We start from the raw sequence: 24733 nt of genomic DNA, 5'->3' as shown, positions 1-24733 counted from the left end.
TACACACTTTCACTCAGCCGCCGCCCCCACCTAGGCTGACTGTAAAGGAAACAGACCCATACAAAACATGGGCGATACGCTTAACAGTGAAGTCGTTTGTCATGCTATTGCGGCGCGGCAAGAGTACTGCTGCAGATCTCTTGCAGTAACGGGCCAATAGCAGTGGGCGCCGAGCGTAGGTTGAATGCCTATGCAGCAATGACGAGCATAGGCCAAAAGCAGCCTGGCTAAGTTGGCCCATAAAAGATATATAGGCGCCTTGTGATTGTCAGTGTTTATAGGTAAATGCTGGCCTGTCTGAAGGAAAAAGTCGGCGCGCTGCGCCGACTGTCGTCATATCGAGGGATGGTTAGAAAGGCTTGTAAGGCAGGAATTTACCATCAAGGGTGATCACCGCGCGTGAGCCACCTTCAGCATCTTCCACTTTTTTGATGTCCATCTTGAAGTTGATGGCGCTGATGATGCCATCACCAAACTGTTCATGTACTAGGGCTTTTAGTGTGGTGCCATAAACCTGCATCATCTCATAAAAACGATAGATGGTTGGATCGGTCGGCATGTTGTTTTCAACGCTGCCACGCAATGGAATGGTTTGCAATAGTGCAATGGCGCTATCATCAAGGCCAAGAGTTTCACCCACCTTTTGGGCGGCTTCGGCAGGTAATGGCTGCTGACCTAACAAGGCGGCAGTAACAAACACATCACTTAGGCCTGTACCTTCGGCAATTTGCTCGAACGATAAGTTTTTTTCTGCTTTGGCTGCAATAATCACGTCAGTTAACGCTTGGCGAGCTGTATTGCTGATTTGAGATTGGATCATAATAATACCTCTTTTGAGTTAAGTAAGGGTTATACAGCGACAGGTAGCTGTATTGGATAGGCGCGGACATCGGTATGGTCCGCAAGGGAAACAAAGCTGTTAGTGGCACCATTTAGCGCGTCAATACCACCCGATTCGATATCGTAAACCCAGCCGTGTAAAGCCAAGCGCCCCTCGCCTAAAGCCAGGCGCACTGATGGATGCGTTTTAATATTTTCGAGTTGAGCTATGACATTTTCTCGTACCATAGCTTCAATACGGGCTCGTTCACTGACATGGGGGCGTGCTTCGTTAACGATACGAGCCGAATCGGCATAGCGTAGCCAGCTGCCAACCGCAGGCATATGGTCCATGCACTTGCATGTGGCTATCGCGGTCATCGCGCCACAGTCTGAGTGACCACAAATCACCACGTCGGTGACCCGTAATGCGGTCACGGCATATTCCACTGATGCGGAGACCCCGCCAGGCTCAGGGCCGTAAGATGGCACTATGTTGCCAGCGTTACGAATAACAAATAGACCGCCGGGCTCATGTTGGGTGATCAGCTCAGGCACTAAGCGGCTGTCCGAACAGGAGATAAACAGCGTGCGCGGATTTTGCTTAGTGGCCAGATTTTTGAACAGCTCGGCGCGCTCGGGAAATACGTCGCTCTGGAACTTTAAAAAACCTTCAATGATATCTTTCATGGCGGTGTCTCTCTCTAATTGATGCCGAGAATATTACGCCCGCCTTGTGATAAGGTAAAAGACCGATATATTATTACCGCCATAAGCAATACTTATAGGTAAGCCATGCTATTACGACATATCAATTATTTTCTCGCGGTTGCAGAGCATCGCAGCTTTACGCGAGCCGCAACTTCCCTGTATGTGTCACAGCCGGCGTTGTCACAACAGATAAAGCAATTAGAGGAAAGCCTTGGAGCAACCTTATTCGATCGCACAGGCCGCACCATAAAGCTTACGGATGCTGGAGAGGTCTATGCCCGCTACGCCCGTCGCGCCCAGCAAGATTTAGAAGAGGGCCGACGAGCGATTCACGATGTACAAAACATGAGCCGCGGCGCGCTGCGCATTGCCATTACTCCCACCTTCACCACCTATCTCATCGGTCCGTTAATACAGGCATTTCATGCTCAATACCCCAACGTCACACTGAGCGTGCAGGAGATGTCACAAGAACGGATGGAAGAGCGCCTGCTCGATGATAAGTTTGATCTGGGTATTGCCTTTGATGATGTCCAGTCTGCCGATATTGCCGCGCAAACACTGCTAGAAGAAACACTGGCATTGGTGGTGGGACGCGAGCATCCACTTGCCAAGATGGGCGCGATTGACCTGCCCACACTAAGTGAACAGTCACTGGTATTGCTAAGCAGTGAGTTTGCCACCCGAGAACAGATTGATCGCTATTGTCGCCAGCATCAAGTGCAGCCGCGAGTGCTCATGGAAGTTAACTCTCTTAGTGCGGTGATTGAGATTGTGCGCCACACTGGGCTAACCACCTTGCTGCCGTCCAACATTGCGAGTAATCGCGACGAACTTGTCGCTATCGCCCTTGCGCCCTCTTTGTTACAACGAACGGCAGTATTAATGCAACGCAAAGGCGCCTATCAAAGCGCGGCAGCGGCAGCATTTATTGAGTTAGCCCATAAGTTAGTGGCCGATAAATTTGCTTGATCTATCCCGCTGTTTATCCTAATGAAATGCTTCCCAAGATGGAGCGATTACCTTAGAGACAAGCGCTGAAGCACTGAATGATTACCAGCGCGATTTAAACTTATAAAAATCAGCCATAAAAAAGCGCCCAAAGGGGCGCTTAATCACGCTATCGACAGTGTCAGTGTCGTGAAAGGATTAATTCAATGACCAGCTAAACTCAGGCGAGCTTAACTCATCACGAGAGATACTCACAGGAATGCCGTTTTGAGTCAGTATGGCATCGTTGGCTTTAGCCCTATCGACCTTATCTTGACTGATGAACTTAACCACTTGACTGTTTAAGGTGATCACCTTATTGCTGGGCTCATCTTCCGACTCAGACAACGGCGAATGCACCTCAATAATATGCCTGCCATCTGGCTCAGCCGATATTTTCACCGCTTGATTTATCACTCGTACGTTATCGCCATATTTTGACTGATTAAATAACCACTCAATATCGTCAGGGTTAAGCCTTATACAGCCGGCACTGACGCGCATACCGATACCAAAATCTTTATTGGTACCGTGGATCAGATAACTACCATCGCCATAAGAGAGTTGCATCGCATATTGGCCTAAGGGGTTATCGGGCCCCGCTGGCACCACGCGCGGTAACACTTCGCCACGCTCGCGTAAGTGGTCGGCGCGAATACTGGCCGGCGGTGTCCAACTTGGATTAGGAATACGCGACTTAATTTTAGTCACCATCTCTGGTGTTTCACGCCCAACACGGCCAATACCGACAGGAAATACATGGACTTCACGGCCATTATCAGGAAAATAATAGAGACGCAGCTCAGGCAAGTTAATCACAATACCTTGACGCGGCACATCTGGTAACAACATCTGTGTCGGTATGGTCAATGCCGTGCCAGGCGTGGGCAAAAAAGGATCGACGCCAGGGTTGGTTTCCATCAACTCTAAAATACCGACATTATAATGATCGGCGATAGTCTTAAAATATTCTCCCTGCTGAACCACATGCGTCTGTAACTCACCAATCAGGCGTCCACCATTGGTTGGTAAAGAATACACATTGGCAAGTGTATAGCACGGCAATAACCACAAGATGACCAACAGCATTTTACGCATCATCGATTTTACTTCCTAATCTGGGTGTTAATGGCCTAGCCTTAATAAGTTAAAGGGTACCTTGAGCCAAGCCTATTTTCTAGTGCTCAATGTTAGCTAAGGCTAATTAACCTTTTCAATCATTTGTTTACGACTCAGGGTAAGGTAAAAATCAACTTCAAGTTGGCTAAAGTCCCCAGTTAACATCTGCCGCTTTACCTTATCGGCCGCTCGCCAAGCATAAGGCGTCATCTCTAATAGGGTCACCGCATCATCAGGGGTGACATTAAGCGTAAAACTCACCCGTTGCTGATGGATAAGCTCAAGCCCTTTCGCTAAGGTAAGATCGGCAGGTTTTTCGGTTAAGTCTTTATAGAGATACTGCTTAATTTGCCACAGATGACGCGGGCCGGGTGAAACCTGTACAAACAAACCGTTAGGCTTAAGCACACGTAACAACTCTTTGCCTTTAAGTGGCTTATCGATAAGCGTGACGAGATCAAAGCATTCATCCACAAAGGGAAGCTGCTTTAACTGACTGACGATGTAGGTTGCCTCAGGGTGACTTTTAACCGCCGCAAATAAGGCGTTTTCCGCCTCACCTATCCCTGTTTGATTGCAGTTTACTGCCACGCCTTGCAGGGTATCGGTCAGGGCTCGCAAGTAAAAGCCGTCACCACAATCAAAATCTAAATGGTTAACCGCAGCATCTTGGTCTGTCACGTATTTTGCCAAAGCGAGAGTCAGTTGCTGTTTTAACGCATCTAGCAGCGGGGTAAACACGCCAGACTCAAGCAAGAAACGCTTAGCGCGCATCACCTGACGAGAGTCCATGTGCGGCTTTTTAGCTTGGCTGAAAACCCAATACCCTTGCTCATTTTTATCTAAATGATGCTTGTTAGGGCAATGTAGCCCTTGTGAAGCCTCATGAATCGACATCTGAGCTTGGCAAACGGGACATAAATAATGGCTGATCATGGGATCTCTTTAATAATTCATGGTAAATAAAAACGTTAAGCGAAAATCACCACACACAACACTGCACCTAACGCTAGGCGATAAATAACAAAGGGTGTCATACCCATGCGGCTAATAATTTTAAGAAAATAATGAATACAAAGGTATGCCGCCACAAAAGAGAGCACAGTACCTAAGCCCAAGGCTTGATAGTCTAGCGCCTCACCACTTTCAATGAGATCTTTAACCACTAAAATAGCGGCCCCTAAACTGACTGGCACCGACATTAAAAACGAAAAGCGTGCTGCCGCTTCGCGGCTCAAGCCTAACATCAAGGCGGCAGTTATGGTGGCACCAGAACGCGACGTCCCCGGGATCAACGCCATCGCTTGGGCGATACCTATCACTAGGGCTTTCTTCCACCCGACCTGAAACTCACTAAACCCTTCTCGCGTCATGCGGTCCGCCCACCAAAGTAGCAGGCCAAATACTATGGTGGTAAAGGCAATTACTTCAATATTGCGCAGATGCGTGGCGATAAACCCTTTGGCAGTAAAGCCCACAATAACCGCTGGAATGGTGGCTAAAATGATCCACCATGCGAGTTTACTTTGCTCATCTTGCTGACCGCTAACAATGCTGCCAGTCCAAGCGGTAAACATCGACCATAACTCACGGCGAAAATAGATAACCACTGCCAGCAATGAGCCAGTATTCACAGCAACATCGAAGGTTAATCCTTGATCTTGCCAGCCTAAAAGCTGGGCGGGCAGAATTAAATGCGCCGAGCTAGAAATAGGTAAAAACTCCGTAAGGCCCTGGATCAGCGCCAATACAATTACCTGAAACGTATCCATATTTATCCTTTATCGATGGATTGTTAGTAACACCAATGAAATTCAATCGGCCACAGCTTTTGCTGCGACTTATCAAAGTTATCCCACAAGGTTTGGTAGGTTTGTTGCTCGACGGGATGCAGTAATGTCGGCGCGATCTCGGCTAATGGCCACAGTACAAAAGCATTGGTGGTGATCTCTGCGCGAGGCAGTTCTACCGGGGTTTGACCCACCCAGTCGTCATACAGTAACAGGTCAAGATCTAAGGTCCGTGGGCTGTATTTTTTGGCCCCTAAACTGCGGCCATTGTCTTGTTCTATGCGTTTAAACAGCGCAACCACTTGCGCTATGGTTAATGGCGTGTCGGCAGCCACCACCATATTGAGAAAATTACTGCCCTTAAATCCCACCGCTTCGCTTTCAAATACCGACGATAGGCACAGGTTTGAAAAGTGTTCTGTTAACGCCTTAAGGGCCGCGTTAAAGTAATGCTCGGCGTCGATATTACTGCCAATACTAATAAAAATACGCGCCATAGTATTATAGATGACCTCGTTGTATTTCTACGCCGACAGCGGATGCTGAAGGGACCGCACCGGGCTTCATCACTTTCACTTTTACCCAAGGCACATCAAACTCCGTCATCACGCACTTAGCGCACATTTCGGCAACCGTTTCAATGAGTTCAATTGGCTTTTCGGTAATAAGCTCAACTAAACGATTAGAAACCGTTTCATAGCACAACGCATATTGGTAATCGTCGCTGTCGGCGGCCGGGCCATTATCCCAGGCCATTTCCAGATCGATTAACAGTTGCTGATGGATCTGCTTTTCCCACTCGTAAATTCCAATCACTGTTTCCACTTTCAATTGTGAAATAAGCACCTTGTCCATAATGCCTCCCGCTAGGCAAGTTAAGTGTTGGTAAAAAGAGGTCTAATAAGCTAATGAGTCCAATCTTGATATAATGACAAAATTGCACAGATAACTGTGTTTACCCCTTTCTTACAGCTAAAAACCCAAGTAGGATAAGCTGCTGTAATGGCATCGAAACAGGGTTCATGAGAACGGATGACATCGCCCCGCTGCTCATTACAACCGCTCTATCAACCAGTGCGTAAAATATAAGGTTAATGAGAGGCCTCAATGCTAGGTCGCGATAATACCTTAAGAAGGATAAGGAAACCAATTTGAGCTTAACGCTGTTCACTCTAGCGATGATTTTGATCGCCTACTTGGCCGGTTCAATCTCCAGTGCAGTGCTAGTGTGTCGTCTTCGAGGCTTACCCGACCCCCGTAACGAAGGTTCTGGTAACCCTGGCGCGACCAATGTCTTGCGTATCGGTGGCGCGAGCGCCGCAGCCACGGTGTTGCTCTTCGACATGCTTAAAGGCGCCATCCCTACCTACATCGCTTTTCGCCTCGGTGTCGATGCCGTTCCCTTAGGTATTATCGCTATTAGCGCCTGCCTAGGGCATATCTTTCCTATCTTTTTTAAATTTAAAGGTGGTAAAGGCGTTGCGACCGCCTTTGGCGCTATGGCTCCCATAGGTGCAGACCTATCACTCTCGTTGATGCTGACATGGATAATCTTAGTCATTATCTGCCGTTATTCATCTTTAGCGGCCATCATGACCGCTTTACTCGCACCAGTTTATACGTGGTATTTCGACGATCGCTTCACCATCCCCGTAGCCATGTTGTCCATGTTAATCGTGATCCGCCATCGAGAAAATATCGCTCGCCTGTTAAAGGGAGAAGAGTCGAAAGTGTCGCGTAAAAAGAAAGAAAAAGCCCAGTAAAAAGGGCTACTTTGTACTGGGCTATTCACAGGCTAACGGCACGACTATACTGGCGGTAATGAATCTAACGGCCAGCGTGGCATACCTTTAACGGCTAAATCTTCTATCTGGCCGGCTTTTAAACGCTGCATGCCCGCATAGGCGATCATCGCGCCATTATCGGTACAGAACTCACCACGTGGATAATAAACCTGCCCGCCGAGATCTTGCATCATTTGCGCTAATGACGCTCTTAAACGGCTATTGGCACTCACGCCTCCGGCTATCACTAAGCGGTTATACCCAGTTTGCTTAAGCGCGCGCTTACACTTGATGGCTAAGGTATCAACCACCGCCTCTTCAAATGCGCGGGCAATATTCGCGCGAGTCTGCTCATCATCGGGCTCGGCGGCAATCGTATTGGCGGCAAAGGTTTTAAGGCCAGAAAAACTAAAATCAAGCCCTGGGCGATCTGTCATAGGGCGTGGAAAACGATAACAATTAGGTTGCCCTTGAGCGGCCAATTTTGCCAGTCTTGGGCCTCCGGGGTAATCTAAGCCCATCAGCTTGGCGGTTTTATCAAACGCCTCACCGGCAGCATCATCAACCGACTCGCCAAGCACCTGATAACGACCTATGCCTTCAACCGCGACCATCATCGAATGCCCCCCTGACACCAACAAGGCCAAGAAAGGGAATTCAGGTACATTATCTTCGAGCATAGGCGCGAGTAAATGCCCTTCCATATGGTGTACGCCCACGGCGGGTTTTCCCCAAGCAAAGGCCAAAGCGCGGCCAACACAGGCACCAACAAGCAATGCCCCCACTAAACCAGGACCTTTAGTATAAGCAATGCCATCGATATCATCTTGGGTGCAGTTAGCATCGGCTAACGCTTGTTTTATCAGTGGCACTATTTTACGGACATGATCGCGCGAGGCCAGCTCAGGGACCACCCCACCATAATCGGCGTGTAACTTAACCTGACTGTAAAGTGTATGAGATAAAAGCCCTTTCTCGTCGTCATAAACGGCAATACCGGTTTCATCACAAGATGTCTCTATACCTATAACTCGCATCGTTTCCTGTCTACCTAAATGAAGTGGCGACCAATTTTACCTGCTCTGTGGCAATTATACCAATCGATAAATGACCTCCCTCTTCCCCCCTTGCCGCGACGGCGTTATAATGGTTGATTATCACGCTATATCAGGGCTGAGGACTCACCAAGTCCAACGCCAAATGCTAAACTTTATCTAAACACCGAGTAAAGATCGCAAATAGGATCGCTACAAAGGGGTTTACAAACTATTGGTAGTCGGTATAGAATTCCGCACCATTTTTAAATTAACTTGAGTTAATTAATTAACTCAATACAACCTACACCTAAGGGGTGATGGCGTATGCCAATTATTAAAGTACGTGAAAATGAACCATTTGACGTAGCTTTACGTCGTTTCAAGCGCTCTTGTGAAAAAGCTGGTATCTTAGCCGACGTTCGTGCTCGTGAATTTTACGAGAAGCCAACTACTGCACGTAAGCGTGCTAAAGCCGCTGCAGTTAAGCGTCTTGCTAAGAAGCTTTCTCGTGAAAATGCGCGTCGCGTACGTTTATACTAATCTCTTATGAGCCTAATTGATCAGCTAAAAGACCAAATGAAAGATGCCATGCGCGCCAAAGATAAGGTGCGCTTGGGAACTATTCGTATGGCACTGGCTGCCATCAAACAGATTGAAGTGGATACCCGCGAATATCTGAATGATGATCAAGCCATAGCTGTCTTAACCAAAATGGTTAAACAGCGTCGTGATTCTATTGCGCAATACAGTGCAGCGGGTCGTGACGAACTAGCCGATGCTGAAGCAAGTGAGATTCAAGTACTTGAAACTTTCCTGCCGAAACCTCTTTCAAAAGAAGAGGTAGCTCAGCTAGTAGATGCAACGGTCCAAGAGGTCGGTGCATCATCCATGGCGGATATGGGCAAAGTAATGGGAGCGTTGAAACCTAAGGTACAAGGACGAGCTGACATGGCGGCGATTGGCGCCATGATTAAGGCTAAGCTTCAGTAACTTAGTGTTCAATGTATGAATGAGCCGTGCTAAAGCACGGCTTGTTTGTTTGTACTATTTCAATTTTTTCGCGAAAAGGCGGCATTTATATACCAATGGCGATACCTCGTGATTTTATCAATGAGCTTGTAGCTCGCACCGATATAGTCGATCTTATCGATGCTAAAGTCCCCCTGAAAAAGGCGGGGAAAAATCATTCTGCCTGTTGCCCGTTTCATAGCGAAAAATCACCGTCCTTTACTGTCAGCAGAGACAAGCAGTTTTACCACTGTTTTGGCTGCGGCGCTCATGGCAATGCTATCGACTTTGTCATGGAATATGACAGATTAGACTTTGTCGATGCGATAGAAGAACTTGCAGGCCAATTAGGCTTAGAAGTCCCCAGAGAGCAAGGCACCGGAAAACGCCGTGATGAAGGGCTAAGTCGCGACCTCTACCAATTAATGGATGAGGCCAGCCTATTTTTTCAAAGCCAGCTGAGACAGCATCCAGATAAACAAAAAGTGCTCGATTATTTAAGCCATCGTGGATTGTCCGATGAAGTAATTAAACACTTCAATATTGGCTTTGCACCCGATGGCTGGGATGGATTACTCAGTCGTTATCGGCACAACCAAGATTCACAAGATAAACTGCTCACCGCCGGAATGGTGATCGAAAACGATAATGGCAAACGTTACGACAGGTTCCGTGACAGGCTGATGTTTCCGATCCGCGATAGACGTGGCAGAGTGATCGGCTTTGGTGGGCGCGTCCTCGGTGACGGCACGCCAAAATACTTGAATTCGCCTGAAACGCCCATATTTCATAAAGGGTATGAGCTATACGGCTTATATGAGCTAAAGCAGCGTCACAGAGACCCCAATCAAATATTAATTGTTGAAGGTTACATGGACGTGGTGGCATTGGCTCAGTTTGATGTTGATTACGCCGTAGCATCGCTCGGTACATCAACAACGGCAGAGCAATTTCAGTTACTGTTACGTAGCGCTAAAGAGGTCGTTTGTTGTTATGACGGCGATAAAGCGGGTATCGAAGCTGCCTGGCGCGCATTAGAGACGGCGCTGCCGCTGTTAAAACCTGGCGATCAGGTCAAATTTATGTTTTTGCCTCAAGGCGAAGACCCTGATTCTATGGTCAGACAAATTGGCAAGCCGGCATTTGAACAGTTAATCACTGAGGCTAAGCTGTTACCCGAATTTTTATTCGATACCTTAGCCAGCCGCTATGGCACAGATAAAGGCACCTTGGCTAAACAAGCCATGGTGCTGATAGAAAAAGTACAAGATACTGTTCTGCAAAGTTTATTACTAGAAAACCTAGCCTATAAACTCGGCATGAACAGTGCGGAAGAGTTGCAACGTAAACTCGGTTTTAAAGCAACCAAACAGAGTCAAACGCTGCACAATAAAGCGCTCAAGGGACGTGGAACACCGTTGCGACTAGCCATCGCACTGTTAGTACAAGATCCCAGCTTAGGTAACGGATTACCAGAGCAACCAGCGCTAAAACATATCAAGATGGCCGGCATCGATTTGCTGACCCTCTTATTAGACCGAACTCGAGCCAACAAGATAAACAGCGCACAACTACTTGAACAGTTCAGAGGTGATGACCAATTAGGCACCCTGAAAAAATTGACCCAATGGGAACATCAAGTGGCGGATGAAAATTTGCAGCAAGAGTTCAAAAAAGCCCTGATATGGTTAAACAATCAATACATTGAGCAACGATATCAGGAATTGAGCTTAAAACAGCACCATACTAAAGAAGAGCGGATGCAATTGAAAAAGCTCATTGCTGTGATACAGGGTCAAACTTAAGAGCAAAATTTGTCTTAAAGTAATGACTTGGGCTAGCACAGCGCTACACACAAGGCTATAATTGACGATTTGCGCGGCACTCGTTTGTCCGTCGTTGTAACAGTTACCCAACTTGGATGATATCTATGGAGCATACTCCGCAGTCGCAACTTAAATTGTTGCTTGCCAAAGGTAAAGAGCAAGGTTATTTAACCTATGCAGAAGTGAACGATCACTTACCTGCAGATATGGTCGATTCTGACCAGATCGAAGATATTATCCAGATGATTAATGACATGGGTATTCGCGTCTACGAGCAGGCGCCGGATGCCGATGAGATCATGATGTCTGAAGACAGCACCGATGAGGATGCTGCCGAAGAAGCTGCCGCAGCACTGGCTACGGTAGAGGCTGAACTCGGACGTACGACAGACCCTGTGCGCATGTACATGCGTGAAATGGGCACGGTAGAACTTCTGACCCGCGAAGGCGAGATTGTTATCGCTAAGCGTATTGAAGAAGGCATCAATACCGTTCAGGCCTCTGTAGCTGAGTATCCTAAAGCGATCGCCATGATCCTTGAGCAATACGACCGCTACGAAGCTGAAGAAGTCAGACTATCAGACATAATCTCTGGATTTGTGGACCCCAATGCTGAAGATGTTGCCCCAACAGCAACACACATTGGCTCGGAACTCTCAGATGACGAACTCGATGACGAAGATGACGACGATGATGAGGATAGTGAAGAAGAAGAGGATGATACCCCGAAAGGGCCAGATCCTGAAGAAGCGCGCGAGCGTTTCACTCAACTTCGCGAAGCCCATGAACGCGCATTAAAAATCATTGCCGAAAAAGGCCGTGAGCATCCGGAATCGACCAAGGCGTTATTTGAAATTGGCGAAATCTTTAAAGAGTTCCGCCTAGTTCCAAAACAGTTCGATCGCCTTGTTAAAAGCATGCGTGAAATGATGGACAAAGTGCGTGTTCAAGAACGCCTCATCATGAAACTGTGTGTTGAACAAGCCAAGATGCCAAAGAAAAACTTCGTTAAAGTATATACTTCTAACGAAAGTAGCATCGACTGGTTTAACGATGAGATCGCCGCTAAGAAACCTTATTCAGAAGGTTTAGCTATGGTTGCCGACGACGTACGTCGTTGCCGCGCTAAGCTTGATGCGATTGAAAACGAAACCGGCCTGGCGATTGCTGCGATTAAAGATATTAACCGTCGTATGTCAATCGGTGAAGCTAAGGCTCGCCGGGCGAAAAAAGAGATGGTTGAAGCCAACTTACGTTTGGTTATCTCTATCGCGAAAAAGTACACTAACCGTGGTTTACAATTCTTGGATCTAATCCAAGAAGGTAACATAGGTTTGATGAAAGCCGTTGATAAGTTTGAATATCGTCGTGGCTATAAGTTCTCAACTTATGCAACATGGTGGATCCGTCAGGCAATCACTCGCTCTATTGCTGACCAAGCAAGAACGATCCGTATCCCAGTGCATATGATTGAAACAATTAACAAGCTCAACCGTATCTCTCGTCAAATGCTACAAGAGATGGGGCGCGAACCTTCACCAGAAGAGTTAGCCGAGCGTATGTTAATGCCTGAAGATAAGATCCGTAAGGTACTTAAGATTGCTAAAGAGCCAATCTCAATGGAAACCCCTATTGGTGACGATGAAGATTCGCACTTAGGTGATTTTATCGAGGATACTACCCTCGAGCTGCCATTGGATTCGGCGACTGGCGAAAGCTTAAGAAACGCTACTCACGAAGTGTTAGCCGGCCTTACCGCCCGCGAAGCAAAAGTACTGCGTATGCGTTTCGGTATCGATATGAATACCGACCACACGCTTGAGGAAGTGGGCAAGCAATTTGACGTAACACGTGAGCGTATTCGTCAGATTGAAGCAAAAGCGTTGCGTAAGCTACGTCACCCTTCTCGCTCAGAGATCTTAAAGTCGTTCCTCGACGAGTAGTCATACTCGTTTTAACGGCCCCAAAAAGCCCAGCATCTTGCTGGGCTTTTTGTTTTCAATGGAGATTAGCATCAGATTGATTAACAGATAACCAATTGAATTCAAACTTGGGATTTGGACCATATTCTGGGGTGACAACGGCAATTAAACCTCGTATACTTCTCAGCGCTTTCGATGGTGACGACCATCTTAAGTCGGCCCCTTAGCTCAGTTGGTTAGAGCATACGACTCATAATCGTCAGGTCCACAGTTCAAGTCTGTGAGGGGCCACCAATTTAAACAGAAAAGCCTGCACCTAGTGCGGGCTTTTTTGTGCCTGTAATTTTTCATGCCAATAAGCTTACTAACTAACCTCAGATCGGTTTAACGTAACACTGAAATCACGTTGAATTCTGCTGATGTAATATTGAGTTGTGGCTTATTCTCTTTGAGTTGATAAGCCACTAAACCACCTATCACATTAAGCATGAAACCATGTACGCTGCGGTGCCGTGTATGCTCTATTTGTGAGATGTTTTTTAGCTGGTCATTGATTGTTTCGATAATAAATCGTCTAGAAAGCATGGCTCTATCCCATAATGATAAAGCCTTTGCTTTCATATTTTTACGCACGTTATTAACGATAGTTACCCCACGTTCTAATAGGTCGCCTGCTAACGCTTTGCCGATATACCCCTTATCAGCATAGAGTTTATCCATTGATTCAACGACCATATCTTTTACGGGTTTCGTGTCATGAACATTCGCAGGTGTTATTTTGGCTGCAACGATGCCACCTCGATGGTTCACAATAAGATGAAGTTTAAAACCATAGAACCAGCCCATCGTGCCTTTTCCTCGGCTGGCGAGACCTGCTAGCGTTTTATGCCTTGGAATTCGTAAATTATGACAAACCTTAATGCTCGTTGAGTCAACGAACTCGATGCCTGTCGGTTCGCTTTTTAAAGAGGAAAAATAACTGCACATTGGAATGACTGCACTCGGCATGACTTCAAGAAATCGAGTGTAGCTGAGTAAGTTTGGAAAATCAGATTTGTAGAAACGAGCCAGATATCCTGTGTAAAAATTCTTGAAGTCACGATGATTAGACATATGGAAGGCGATGATAATTGTCATAATTTCACTCATCGTCATTCTGCCTGCGCGCTTACGCTTGCGAGTTCCATCGGTTAGGCACTGTTGTTCCCATTGAGGAATAAAAGCATTACAAAAATCATCGACATCACAAAATACATCCACTAAATTATTCATATGCCCTCTGCGTGATTGATTAATCTTGGTCGAGAGATCTGATCACAAAGAGGGCTATTAGTTCAATTTCTTATCCCGAGTTCAGGTTAACTACACTAAAAGTGGCCACCTCACCATAGTCATCAGTTCAAGTACCAAGCAGTTCAAGTCTGTAATGGGCACCCATTTAAACAAAAAAGCCCGAGAGACTCGGGCTTTTTAATACTTCATAATAAGTCGTTAGCGTATTGCGGCTACACCTTTATTTATACGCCAAGCTTATCACGCATGGTGTAATACCAAGCGCCGATGGCTGAAAATGGCACCTGCAACAGATGGCCGCCAGGGAATGGATAATGAGGCAAGCTGGCAAAGGCATCAAAACGTTTAGCTTGCCCATTAATCGTCTCAGCCAAAATTTGCCCAGCCAAATGAGTGTAAGTCACACCATGGCCGCTACAGCCTTGAGAATAATAAATATTACTGCCGATGCGCCCCACTTGCGGCAGACGAGACAGGGTCAATAGGAAATTCCCCGTCCAGGCAAATTCTATCTTAACGTCTTTAAGCTGGGGAAAGGTCTCAAGCATCTTGGGGCGAATAATTGCTTCAATATCGGCGGGATCCCGCGCACCATACACCACTCCACCGCCGTAAATAAGACGTTTATCACCCGATAAACGGTAGTAATCGAGCAAGTAGTTACAATCTTCGACGCAGTAATCTTGTGGTAATAACGACTGGGCCAACTCAGCCCCTAAGGGTTCAGTGGTGATCACCTGAGTGCCACAAGGCATAGATTTAGCTTGTAGCTCAGGTATTAAGCCATTGAGGTAGGCGTTACCCGCCACAATCACAAACTTACATTTAACCGAGCCCTCCTTAGTGTGCACAACAGGGCTATCCCCCTCATCGACTTTAATGACAGCCGAATCTTCAAAAATTTGCCCACCAAGGGATTCCACCGCATCGGCTTCGCCTAACGCTAAGTTAAGCGGATGAATATGGCCGCCACTCTTGTCGAGCAAGCCGCCGATGTAACGCTCAGAATCGACTACCCCACGAATTCCCGATTCATCGAGTAATTCAAGGTGCCCAAGGTGACCATGGCGCTCCCATAAGGCTTTTTGTGATTCTAAATGCCCCATCTGCTTTTTATTGAGTGCAGCAAATACCCCACCATCTTTTAAATCACATTGAATATTATATTTCGCGACTAAATTTTTAATAATGCGTCCACCTTCGAACGCCATCTCACCAAATAATTTAGCTCTGTCCACGCCAACCGTTTTTTCAATCATATCGATATCACGGCTAAAACTATTGACGATTTGCCCACCATTACGACCAGAAGCACCAAAGCCCACACGGGCGGCCTCTAGCACAGTGACTTTAAAACCCGCTTCTAATAGATGGATCGCCGAAGATAAACCAGTATATCCTGCGCCAATAATACAGACATCAGTCTCAATATTATCGGCCAGTTTTTCGCGTAACTGCTTGTTATTTGCAGACGCTGCATAATAGGAATTTGCATGAGGTGTACAGTTCATATCAACCACCCTGAATTGTTATCGTTATAATAATTATGCTGTTGTATTAACAAGCTACAGCAGCCTTACTGCTGTAGCTTGCCATTATTTTGCGATGCTATCGGTGTTATTCGCTGGCCATCCGGCTGCGCTTATCGGCGCGGCGCGCCATATACCATGAGATAAAGGCGATCAGTGACACCAGTAAAATAATCAAGGTTGCCAGCGCATTGATTTTAGGTGATACCCCCATCCTTACCGACGAGAACACTACCATAGGCAGCGTGGTCGCACCTGAACCAGAGGCAAAACTGGCGATCACGAGATCATCGAGCGATAAGCTAAATGACAACAACCAACCGGCAATTAAGGCAGGTGAGATCATCGGCACCGTGATATAGAAAAAGGTCTTGAGCGGGGTCGCGCCTAAATCTTGCGCCGCCTCCTCTATCGACATATCTAACTCACGTAAGCGCGACGAGACCACCACAGCAACATAGGCGGCACAGAAGGTGGAATGGGCAATCCATACCGTCAACATACCGCGCTCAGCAGGCCAACCAAACAGATCTGCCATATGGACAAACAATAGCAATAGTGACAAACCCGTGATCACCTCTGGCATCACCAGAGGCGCCGTGATCATGTTCGACAAGGTTAACCTGCCCCATGAGCGAGCAAAGCGTGTCATAACAAATGCCGCCATGGTGCCTAAGATCACCGCCATGGTAGAGGCGAAGAAAGCCACTTTTAAACTGGTCGCAACCGCATCTAAAATTTGATCATCGCGAAACAACTCGCCATACCACTTGGCCGAAAATCCGCCCCACACCGTCACCAACTTGGATTCATTAAATGAGTAGAACACCAAGATGAACATAGGCGCGTAGAGAAATATCATCCCAGCCCATAGCATAACGGTAGAAAAGCTGAGTTTTTTTAGTCTGTTACTCATATCTTTTTCTCCATGCTTTTTGACTGATAACGGTGAAACAGCGTGATAGGAATAATCAATAGCGCCAACATCACAATCGCAAGCGATGAGGCTACAGGCCAATCACGGTTATTAAAGAACTCCTGCCACAACACCTTACCTATCATCAGAGAATCTGGGCCACCCAATAGTTCAGGAATAACAAACTCACCCACCACAGGAATAAAGACCAACATAGAGCCAGCAATCACCCCCCCCTTAGAGAGCGGCAAAGTGACCTTCCAGAAGGTATTTAAGCTGCGCGAGCCTAAATCGGCTGCCGCTTCGAGTAAACTGCCATCTAGCTGAGATAAATTGGCATACAAAGGTAAAATCATAAACGGCAGATAGGTATAAATAATACCGATATAAACCGCAAAGTTGGTGTTAAGCATTTGAATAGGATCGGAAATAACCCCCAGCCACATCAACACATTATTGATCACACCGTTATTACTTAATATGCCCATCCAGGCATAAACGCGGATCAAAAATGAGGTCCATGAAGGCAACATCACTAGCAAAATCAGCACGGTTTGATGCTGCTTCGGCGCTCTAGCAATGGCGTATGCCATTGGATACCCCACCAGCAGACACCCAATCGTGGTGATACAGGCCATTTTCAATGACCCCAAATAGGCATTCACATACAGGGAGTCTTCAAACACCAAGATGTAGTTACCCAGATTAAGTAAGATCTGCAGCGACTCATCGGCATATTGAAACAGTGCGTCGTAAGGCGGAATGGCGATCGCTGGCGACGATAGGCTGATCTTCAATACAATCGCAAATGGCAAGGCAAAGAACATCAACAACCACAGGTATGGCACACCTATGGTTAAATGCTGCCCTTTGAATAATCGTTGTCTTAGCGATTTTTTTCGCTTTTGCACGACCCCACTCATGATCTTAATACCACTCCACTGGTGGCCTCCCATCCGATAAACACCTTCTCCTCCCAGGTGGGGGAATCTGAGCGGCGATCGCTGTTGGTCATCACCGACTGGACCAGTTGGCCACTGCTTAAGCGAATGTAGTAGACCGAAATACCACCAAGGTAAGCGATATCCTCCACGACCCCTGCACACCAGTTGTATTCGCCTTGGGGTTGCTCTCGGCTGATCTGGGTTTTTTCCGGTCTAACCGCTAACCATACCTGCGTGGTATCCACGCTAGTCGATACCCCGTAGCCAACGTAGAATCGCTGGTCAATATTGGGCGATTGAATAATCACATGGTCGACCTCATCCTCGACAATATCGCCTTCAAATAAGTTAACCGAGCCAATAAACTCAGCCACCATACGGCTAGCTGGGCTCTCATAGATATCGATAGGTGAGCCTGTCTGTACTATCCAGCCATCGCTCATAATGGCGATACGTTCGGCCATGGTCATGGCTTCTTCTTGATCATGGGTCACCATGACACAGGTGACCCCGACCGCTTCGAGAATATCGACCACTTCAAGCTGCATCTGAGTACGCAACTTTTTATCCAGTGCGCCCATGGGCTCATCGAGCAGTAATAATTTAGGCCGCTTAGCAAGCGAACGAGCGAGTGCGACACGTTGACGCTGACCACCTGAGAGCTGATTTGGCTTACGTTTGGCATAAGCTTCCATGTGCACCAGTTTCAACATCTCTTGCACACGAGTGTCGATTTCGGCTTTGGACATTTTGTCTTGTTTTAAACCAAAGGCGATATTCTGCGCCACTGTCATATGCGGGAATAACGCATAAGACTGAAACATCATATTGATAGGACGCTCGTAGGGCGGCATATCGGTAATATCTTCGCCGTCGAGGTAGATGCGACCTTCAGAGGGTTTTTCAAAACCGGCTAATATGCGCAGCAAGGTTGACTTGCCGGAGCCCGATCCCCCTAATAAGGCAAAAATTTCCCCACGATTAATATTCAATGACACGTCGTCTACCGCGCGAACATCGTCAAATAATTTGCTGACTCTATCGATCTTCAGCAATACCTCTCCTTGCGTCTTTGTTGTCGGTTTATTGGTGACGCCCGAATTGTTGGTCATAGTACTTCTCCACGACAGTGCCTCATTGGCACTTACTGCAACACTAAAAATTAAAAAGTGAATAAAAAGGGCAAACCCATGGGTTCGCCCTTACTAAGGGATCACATACCCGATTTGACCTTAGTCCACACGCGAGTCATCGCGCGCTGTGCTTTCATTGGGCGCACATCGGCAACGTATAAACGCTCAAGTACTTCAGCCGTTGGATAGATGGCCGGATCGTTTAAAATCTCTTCGTCGACAAACTCTTGCGCTGGCACATTAGGATTAGCGTAAGCGACGTAGTTAGTGATTGGCGCGATAACTTCAGGACGAAGCAGGTAGTTAATAAAGGTATGCGCATTTTTGGCGTTCTTCGCATCTGCTGGAATGGCTAACATATCAAACCATAAGTTAGCACCTTCTTTAGGGATGGAATAACCAATCTCTTGGCCATTTTCAGCTTCCTCGGCACGCGCGGCAGCTTGAAACACATCGCCAGAATAACCAAAGGCAACACAGATATCGCCGTTAGCCAAATCGGTTATGTAGCGTGAAGAATGGAAATAGGTCACATAAGGGCGCACCTTAGACAATACCTCACCCGCTTTGGCATAATCATCGCTACTGGTGCTGTTTGGATCTAGACCGAGATACACCAACGCCATCGGCAGCATCTCATCGGCAGAGTCGAGGAAAGACATACCACATTTAGACACTTTCTCTGCGTACTTAGGGTTAAATAACAGTTCGAGTGAATCAACAGGTGCATCTTCACCTAGGACTTCCTTCACCTTTGCCACATTATAACCAATGCCTGTGGTGCCCCATAAATAGGGCACTGAATACTCATTGCGCGGATCGGCGGCTTCAAGTTGCTTCATCAACTCAGGCTTGAGGTTGTTATAGTTACTCAGCTGGCTCTTATCGAGCTTTTGAAACGCCCCCGCATTAATTTGCTTAGCAAGAAAGTTGTTTGATGGCACGACTAAATCATACCCTGAACGACCCGATAGCAGTTTAGCTTCAACCACTTCGTTGCTGTCAAACACATCGTAAACGACTCGGATACCCGTCTCTTTTTCAAAGTTTGCTAGGGTGTCTTCGGCGATATAATCAGACCAGTTATACACATGTACCACTTCTTCAGCATTGGCCATCGAACTGGCAAATACACCAGCCGTGACGACGGCGACCGTGGACATTTTCTTTAAAAGATTCATGCTATCTCCTTATTTAGCTTGCCAGTAATATCGTTAAGACTTACTGCCGTTGCATGGCCGATAATGACGGCTTTCGTTGTTATAGTTATCCAATGCTACAGCCAGTTAAACGCATCGGTAGATTGCTTAATACTTTACAAGATCTAATGGATTAATAGATATACTTATCAACTCATTAGATGGATTAAAGACCAGATTTCGCTTTCGTCCAGGCTCTAGTCATTGCCCGCTGAACACGCAGAGGACGAACCTCTCGAATGTACAAGTTTTTCAGCACCGCTTCGCTCGGATAGATCCCCGGGTTATTACGGATCGCCTCATCGACCAAGGCTTGCGCCGGATCATTAGGGTTAGCGTAAGCCACATAATTAGAGATCTCGGCTATCACATCAGGGCGCAGCAGATAGTTGATAAACAGGTGTGCATTATGTTTGTTCTCTGCATCTTCAGGGATCGCCAACATATCAAACCACAAATAGGCGCCCTCTTTGGCTATGGCATATTCGATCTTTTGACCATTGCCAGCCTCTTCGGCGCGCGCTGCCGCTTGAAAAACATCACCAGAGAAACCAAATGCCACACAGGTATCACCATTGGCTAAATCGGTGATATAGCGCGATGAATGAAAGTAGGTCACGTAAGGACGTACCTGCTCAATGACTTCACCGGCAGCCTGATAATCATCAGGATCGGTACTGTTAGGATCGCGCCCTAGATAGGACAAGGCTTGCGACATCATTTCGTCAGCAGAGTCCATCATAGACAAACCACAACTCGTGAGCTTTTGTGCATATTTGGGGTCGAAGATCAGCGCTAAAGAATCCACAGGTGCATCGTCGCCTAATAGCGCTTTCACTTTGTCGACGTTATAGCCAATGCCTGTGGTTCCCCAAAGATATGGCACCGAATAAAGGTTCTGCGGATCGGCTTTTTCAAGCTGCTTCATCAGGTCGGCGTTGAGATTACCTAAATTAGTCAGCTTACTTTTATCCAGTGGGGTAAATGCCCCTACTTTTATCTGTTTGGCAAGAAAGTCATTGGATGGCACGACAATATCGTAGCCAGAATGGCCCGACAACAACTTGGCTTCCACCATTTCGTTGCTATCAAACACATCGTAAATCACCCGTACCCCAGTCTCTTTGTAGAAGTTATCTAGGGTATCTTTGGCGATATAATCGTTCCAGTTATACACTTTCAATACTTCTTCGCTGTAGGCCGCACTGCTGGCTAATGCCGATAGCGCCACCAAACAAGATGCGGTTATTCGCTTTAATAATGTCATGTTTTCTCCCTTGCCACGCCGCTTTCACGGGTAAGACTGTGTCATAGTGATAGCCAATTGGCTTGTATCCCTTTTGGACCAACAATTGCCGACTTAGGCAACCCTGATCTGGTTATTACCTACAATGCTACAGCTTACATCCGCATCGAACTGGTTAAGCCTCCTTCATTTTCTCTATGTAGATAAGGTTATGGGCGCTATGGTGCAGCACAACACTGCGCCCAATATACTGACCATTTCTACGTCTCAGTTAGCAGGCAACTGGGCTAAGACATTCATAACAGTAATGGTTATACGGTTAGTAATAAGAACTCACGCTCCCAAGAACTGATCACGCGGCGGTAGTTTTCCAAATCTGCTTGCTTGACCGCAATATAGCCATTGGTGAATGTCTCACCCAAATATTCACGCACAGCTAAGCTTTCAGACATCACAGCTAAGGCTTCTTCTAGTGTTAACGGTAAGCTGTTACCGAGTCGATTCTCGTTTGCGCGCCCTTGTACTGGTGTCGATGGTTTCACATCTTCAACCATGCCCATAAAACCACACAGTAGTGTCGCTGCAATGGCCAAATAGCTATTAGCATCGGCGCCGGCTATGCGGTTTTCGATACGGCGGTTTTGCGGCGAAGACTCTGGAATACGTAGACCACAAGTGCGGTTTTCATCACCCCATTCCAAGTTAACGGGCGCCGAAGTACCAGGTAAGAAACGTCTAAATGAGTTCACATTAGGCGCCATCAAAGGGAGCAGTTCAGGAATGTATTTTTGTAAGCCGCCGATATAACTTAAAAATTTTGCGCTCTTAGTGCCATCTTCATTAGTGAAAATGTTTTTACCCGTCTTAGCATCAACCACGCTTTGATGAATATGCATCGCACTGCCGGGCTCATCGGTAACGGGCTTCGCCATAAAGGTGGCGCACACGTTATGCTTCAGTGCTGCCTCACGCAACGTACGTTTAAACACAAACACTTGGTCTGCCAGTGATAACGCATCACCATGACTGAAGTTAATTTCCATTTGGGCAGTGCCCTCTTCATGGATCAGGGTATCGATATCTAGCCCCTGTGCTTCACACCAGTCATACATATCTTCAAACAGTGGATCGTATTCATTCGCGGCATCGATTGAAAATGACTGACGACCAGACTCACGGCGACCACTTCGACCAATAGGTGGACTCAGTGGAATATCAGGATCTTCATTTGGCTTAGTAAGATAAAACTCCATCTCTGGCGCGACGACGGGCTTCCAGCCTTTATCTTCATAAAGTTTTAAGACTTTTTTTAGCAAGTTACGCGGTGACAACTCAATCGGGTTACCCATTTTGTCATAGGTATCGTGGATCACTTGCGCGGTGGCTTCAATACACCAAGGCAACATAAAGATGGCTTTATCATCGGGGACACAGACAAAATCAATATCGGCTTTATCGAGCAATGAGTCATACACCTCATCATCAACATAATCACCCGTCACCGTTTGCAATAAAACGCTCTCAGGCATACGCATGCCTTTTTCATCAATAAACTTAGCAACAGGGGCAATCTTACCGCGGGCGATACCTGTCATATCACTGATAACACATTCAACTTCTGTAATTTTATTTTCTTTTAAATAGCTGATTAACTTTTTCATTTTTATTATCTCGTTCGTTGCGCTGCTCTTTGTTGGCAGGCTTTGTTAAAGGCGGTGAAAATTGCGCGATAAAAAGGATGGTCTAAGACCTTCCATTCCGGATGAAACTGCACCCCTAACGCAAAGTTTTTCGCATCTTTGACCGAAAACGCCTCGACTAATCCATCGGGAGCGTAAGCTTCTGGCCGCAATCCAATGCCCAAGCGGTCGACACCTTGGGTATGTACAGAGTTAACCTCTGCCAAATTGCGGCCCCATGCCTCGTGGAGCAGGCCTCCAGGTTCAATTTGGATTGGATGCGATATCCCATATTGAACCTCTACTGGTGCGGTTTTATCTTCGCGGTGTTCAATAAAACCACCCACTTGATGTAATTTTTGATGTAAAGAACCGCCATACACCACATTCATCTCTTGAAACCCGCGGCAGATAGCCAGCACAGGGATTCCCGCGGCAATAGCAGCCTTTAATAGGGGGAGTGTGGTTGAATCACGCTTAGGATCGTGTAACGTTTCTGCGTCACTCACCTCACCATCATAATGATGAGGCTCGATATTAGAGGGAGACCCAGTGAATAGAATGCCATCGAGTCGTGGCAGGATCGCCGCCGCAGGGCAGTGACCTAAAGATGGGATAACCAGTGGCCAAGCACTGGTTGCGTCGGCAATACTTAGTAGGTATTTTTCGCCAACAATATTAAACGGATGTAGGCCTAGTTGTTGATTACAAGCTGTCACGCCAATAACAGCAAGTCCTTCCTCAGACATAGATCACCTGTTGATGTAGTTATTTTTCTTATAGTTGTTAATAATGAGCAAAGACTAACTTTATGTTCATTTTTTCACACACTACACTGAAAAATAACACGAGGCAATAGGTGTTTTACACAAAAAATAAACACTCGCGCAACAAAATCGTTAAAACCAAATTAAAACAAAAAAAAGATCGCCAAACAGATTGGTTAACCCTGCTGCAGCGGCTAATGGTTCGAAGCAGACCATAGCATCAAGTATCATTTACGCTTCAATAATGGCGTCAAAAAACCCCACAGTAAGTGGGTAAAATTATTTACACATAAAACAAAAAATGGCCTGATGCAGAAAAGGAAAATGGCGTTACAGGCAATCTAAAGTAACGCTCATAGGGTATATTGACTTAAAAATTAGCGGGGGTAGTTGCGCTCACGATACGACATGACACATCAAATGGGTTACGAAATCTATGGGGTAATTCACTGTTAAAGTAGTAACTGTCGCCTGCAGAGAGAACAAACACTTCATCGCCAACGGTGATCTCAATTTGCCCCTCAATCACCATTGCAGCCTCTTCGCCTTCGTGCTGCAACATCTCTTCACCGGTATCGGCACCAGGAGGGTACACTTCATTCATCACTGACATGGCACGGTTAGGATAATCCCGACCAATCAATTTGTAATCGAGGTTACCATCACCAATATCCAACAGTTCGCCTGCGCGATAAACCACCTTTTGCTCACTCGGCTGGCTCTCTTCGATAGAAAAAAAGTCCACCAATGACATAGGCAATCCAGATAATACTTTCTTTAATGAACTGACCGAAGGACTCACACTGTTCTTTTCTATCATCGAGATAGTGCTATTGGTCACGCCTGCGCGTTTGGCCAACTCTCGTTGGGATAACCCCTTCATTTTCCGAACAGCTTTGAGATTTGCACCGATATCCAAAAAACATCTCCTATCCAGCCGATTGGCGGTAAAACAATTTGTCATACTAGTTTGTATCAAACAAAAAAGCATGTTAAATATAATCAACAAGTGTGAATTATA

General features: G+C 46.5%; 24 protein-coding genes and 1 tRNA gene. 7 read left to right on the top strand and 18 right to left on the bottom strand.

The window, feature by feature from the left end; translation table 11 throughout:
- Positions 1-349: 349 nt before the first annotated feature.
- A complete protein-coding gene (cynS, locus tag AC0VXX_RS04000; protein WP_475516018.1) occupies positions 350-820 on the bottom strand; it encodes a cyanase in 471 nt (156 codons plus the stop codon).
- A gap of 29 nt (positions 821-849) precedes the next feature.
- Positions 850-1509 (bottom strand): carbonic anhydrase, encoded by a 660-nt coding sequence (locus tag AC0VXX_RS03995; RefSeq protein ID WP_475516017.1) that lies wholly within the window; start codon positions 1507-1509, stop codon positions 850-852.
- Positions 1510-1614: 105 nt separating this feature from the next.
- Between AC0VXX_RS03995 and cynR the strand changes: the two genes are divergently transcribed.
- Complete coding sequence (gene cynR / locus AC0VXX_RS03990; RefSeq protein ID WP_475516016.1) at positions 1615-2502, top strand: transcriptional regulator CynR; 888 nt, start codon at positions 1615-1617, stop codon at positions 2500-2502.
- A gap of 177 nt (positions 2503-2679) precedes the next feature.
- Here the strand turns inward: cynR and AC0VXX_RS03985 are convergent, their stop codons facing one another.
- The 5 genes from AC0VXX_RS03985 to folB form a co-directional block, all read right to left on the bottom strand.
- Positions 2680-3621 (bottom strand): L,D-transpeptidase family protein, encoded by a 942-nt coding sequence (locus AC0VXX_RS03985; protein ID WP_475516015.1) that lies wholly within the window; start codon positions 3619-3621, stop codon positions 2680-2682.
- A 99-nt stretch (positions 3622-3720) separates the two neighbouring features.
- Positions 3721-4575: a methyltransferase domain-containing protein gene (locus tag AC0VXX_RS03980; protein WP_475516014.1), complete on the bottom strand. Its 855-nt coding sequence runs from the start codon at positions 4573-4575 to the stop codon at positions 3721-3723.
- Positions 4576-4610: 35 nt separating this feature from the next.
- The gene (locus AC0VXX_RS03975) at positions 4611-5411 is read right to left on the bottom strand and encodes an undecaprenyl-diphosphate phosphatase (RefSeq protein ID WP_475516013.1); all 801 of its coding nucleotides are present in this window, start codon (positions 5409-5411) and stop codon (positions 4611-4613) included.
- A gap of 23 nt (positions 5412-5434) precedes the next feature.
- A complete protein-coding gene (folK, locus tag AC0VXX_RS03970) occupies positions 5435-5926 on the bottom strand; it encodes a 2-amino-4-hydroxy-6-hydroxymethyldihydropteridine diphosphokinase (RefSeq protein ID WP_475516012.1) in 492 nt (163 codons plus the stop codon).
- A 4-nt stretch (positions 5927-5930) separates the two neighbouring features.
- Complete coding sequence (folB, locus tag AC0VXX_RS03965) at positions 5931-6284, bottom strand: dihydroneopterin aldolase (protein WP_110456060.1); 354 nt, start codon at positions 6282-6284, stop codon at positions 5931-5933.
- Positions 6285-6580: 296 nt separating this feature from the next.
- Here folB and plsY point away from each other — a divergent pair, with 296 nt between their 5' ends.
- Positions 6581-7192, top strand: coding sequence for a glycerol-3-phosphate 1-O-acyltransferase PlsY (gene plsY, locus AC0VXX_RS03960; RefSeq protein ID WP_475516011.1), 612 nt, complete (start codon positions 6581-6583; stop codon positions 7190-7192).
- Positions 7193-7236: 44 nt separating this feature from the next.
- On the opposite strand, the gene tsaD is transcribed toward plsY, so the two are convergent.
- Entirely contained in the window at positions 7237-8250 is a 1014-nt protein-coding gene (gene tsaD, locus AC0VXX_RS03955; protein WP_475516010.1) for a tRNA (adenosine(37)-N6)-threonylcarbamoyltransferase complex transferase subunit TsaD, read from the bottom strand.
- Between the two features lie 324 nt (positions 8251-8574).
- Here tsaD and rpsU point away from each other — a divergent pair, with 324 nt between their 5' ends.
- From rpsU to AC0VXX_RS03930, 5 genes are all read left to right on the top strand, one after another.
- The gene (gene rpsU / locus AC0VXX_RS03950; RefSeq protein ID WP_006080725.1) at positions 8575-8790 is read left to right on the top strand and encodes a 30S ribosomal protein S21; all 216 of its coding nucleotides are present in this window, start codon (positions 8575-8577) and stop codon (positions 8788-8790) included.
- A gap of 6 nt (positions 8791-8796) precedes the next feature.
- Positions 8797-9240: a GatB/YqeY domain-containing protein gene (locus AC0VXX_RS03945; protein ID WP_475516009.1), complete on the top strand. Its 444-nt coding sequence runs from the start codon at positions 8797-8799 to the stop codon at positions 9238-9240.
- 95 nt (positions 9241-9335) lie between these two features.
- Entirely contained in the window at positions 9336-11063 is a 1728-nt protein-coding gene (gene dnaG, locus AC0VXX_RS03940; protein ID WP_475516008.1) for a DNA primase, read from the top strand.
- A 125-nt stretch (positions 11064-11188) separates the two neighbouring features.
- The gene (rpoD, locus tag AC0VXX_RS03935; RefSeq protein WP_475516007.1) at positions 11189-13027 is read left to right on the top strand and encodes an RNA polymerase sigma factor RpoD; all 1839 of its coding nucleotides are present in this window, start codon (positions 11189-11191) and stop codon (positions 13025-13027) included.
- A gap of 196 nt (positions 13028-13223) precedes the next feature.
- A tRNA-Ile gene (locus AC0VXX_RS03930) sits at positions 13224-13300 on the top strand.
- A 90-nt stretch (positions 13301-13390) separates the two neighbouring features.
- Here the strand turns inward: AC0VXX_RS03930 and AC0VXX_RS03925 are convergent.
- From AC0VXX_RS03925 to AC0VXX_RS03880, 10 genes are all read right to left on the bottom strand, one after another.
- Positions 13391-14278 carry an IS982 family transposase gene (locus tag AC0VXX_RS03925; RefSeq protein WP_475514308.1) on the bottom strand — a complete coding sequence of 296 codons (888 nt, stop codon included), beginning with the start codon at positions 14276-14278 and terminating at the stop codon, positions 13391-13393.
- A 245-nt stretch (positions 14279-14523) separates the two neighbouring features.
- Positions 14524-15810 carry an NAD(P)/FAD-dependent oxidoreductase gene (locus tag AC0VXX_RS03920; protein WP_475516006.1) on the bottom strand — a complete coding sequence of 429 codons (1287 nt, stop codon included), beginning with the start codon at positions 15808-15810 and terminating at the stop codon, positions 14524-14526.
- 106 nt (positions 15811-15916) lie between these two features.
- Positions 15917-16744, bottom strand: a complete 828-nt coding sequence (locus AC0VXX_RS03915; protein ID WP_475516005.1) for an ABC transporter permease subunit — start codon at positions 16742-16744, stop codon at positions 15917-15919.
- Entirely contained in the window at positions 16741-17667 is a 927-nt protein-coding gene (locus tag AC0VXX_RS03910; protein WP_475516004.1) for an ABC transporter permease subunit, read from the bottom strand. Before AC0VXX_RS03910 ends, AC0VXX_RS03915 begins: the two co-directional genes overlap by 4 nt.
- Positions 17664-18800 carry a polyamine ABC transporter ATP-binding protein gene (gene potA, locus AC0VXX_RS03905; protein WP_475516003.1) on the bottom strand — a complete coding sequence of 379 codons (1137 nt, stop codon included), beginning with the start codon at positions 18798-18800 and terminating at the stop codon, positions 17664-17666. Before potA ends, AC0VXX_RS03910 begins: the two co-directional genes overlap by 4 nt.
- 101 nt (positions 18801-18901) lie before the next feature.
- A complete protein-coding gene (locus AC0VXX_RS03900) occupies positions 18902-20002 on the bottom strand; it encodes a polyamine ABC transporter substrate-binding protein (protein WP_475516002.1) in 1101 nt (366 codons plus the stop codon).
- A gap of 184 nt (positions 20003-20186) precedes the next feature.
- Positions 20187-21287, bottom strand: coding sequence for a polyamine ABC transporter substrate-binding protein (locus tag AC0VXX_RS03895; protein WP_475516001.1), 1101 nt, complete (start codon positions 21285-21287; stop codon positions 20187-20189).
- A 290-nt stretch (positions 21288-21577) separates the two neighbouring features.
- Positions 21578-22927: a glutamine synthetase family protein gene (locus tag AC0VXX_RS03890; protein WP_475516000.1), complete on the bottom strand. Its 1350-nt coding sequence runs from the start codon at positions 22925-22927 to the stop codon at positions 21578-21580.
- A gap of 5 nt (positions 22928-22932) precedes the next feature.
- Complete coding sequence (locus AC0VXX_RS03885) at positions 22933-23694, bottom strand: gamma-glutamyl-gamma-aminobutyrate hydrolase family protein (RefSeq protein ID WP_475515999.1); 762 nt, start codon at positions 23692-23694, stop codon at positions 22933-22935.
- Positions 23695-24082: 388 nt separating this feature from the next.
- Positions 24083-24631, bottom strand: coding sequence for a cupin domain-containing protein (locus AC0VXX_RS03880; protein ID WP_475515998.1), 549 nt, complete (start codon positions 24629-24631; stop codon positions 24083-24085).
- Positions 24632-24733 lie beyond the last annotated feature (102 nt).

Source organism: Shewanella sp. QJM3NY_23, from assembly GCF_056173105.1.
Note: the sequence above shows the minus strand (reverse complement) of the source record. Positions and strands in the feature narration are given on the sequence as shown.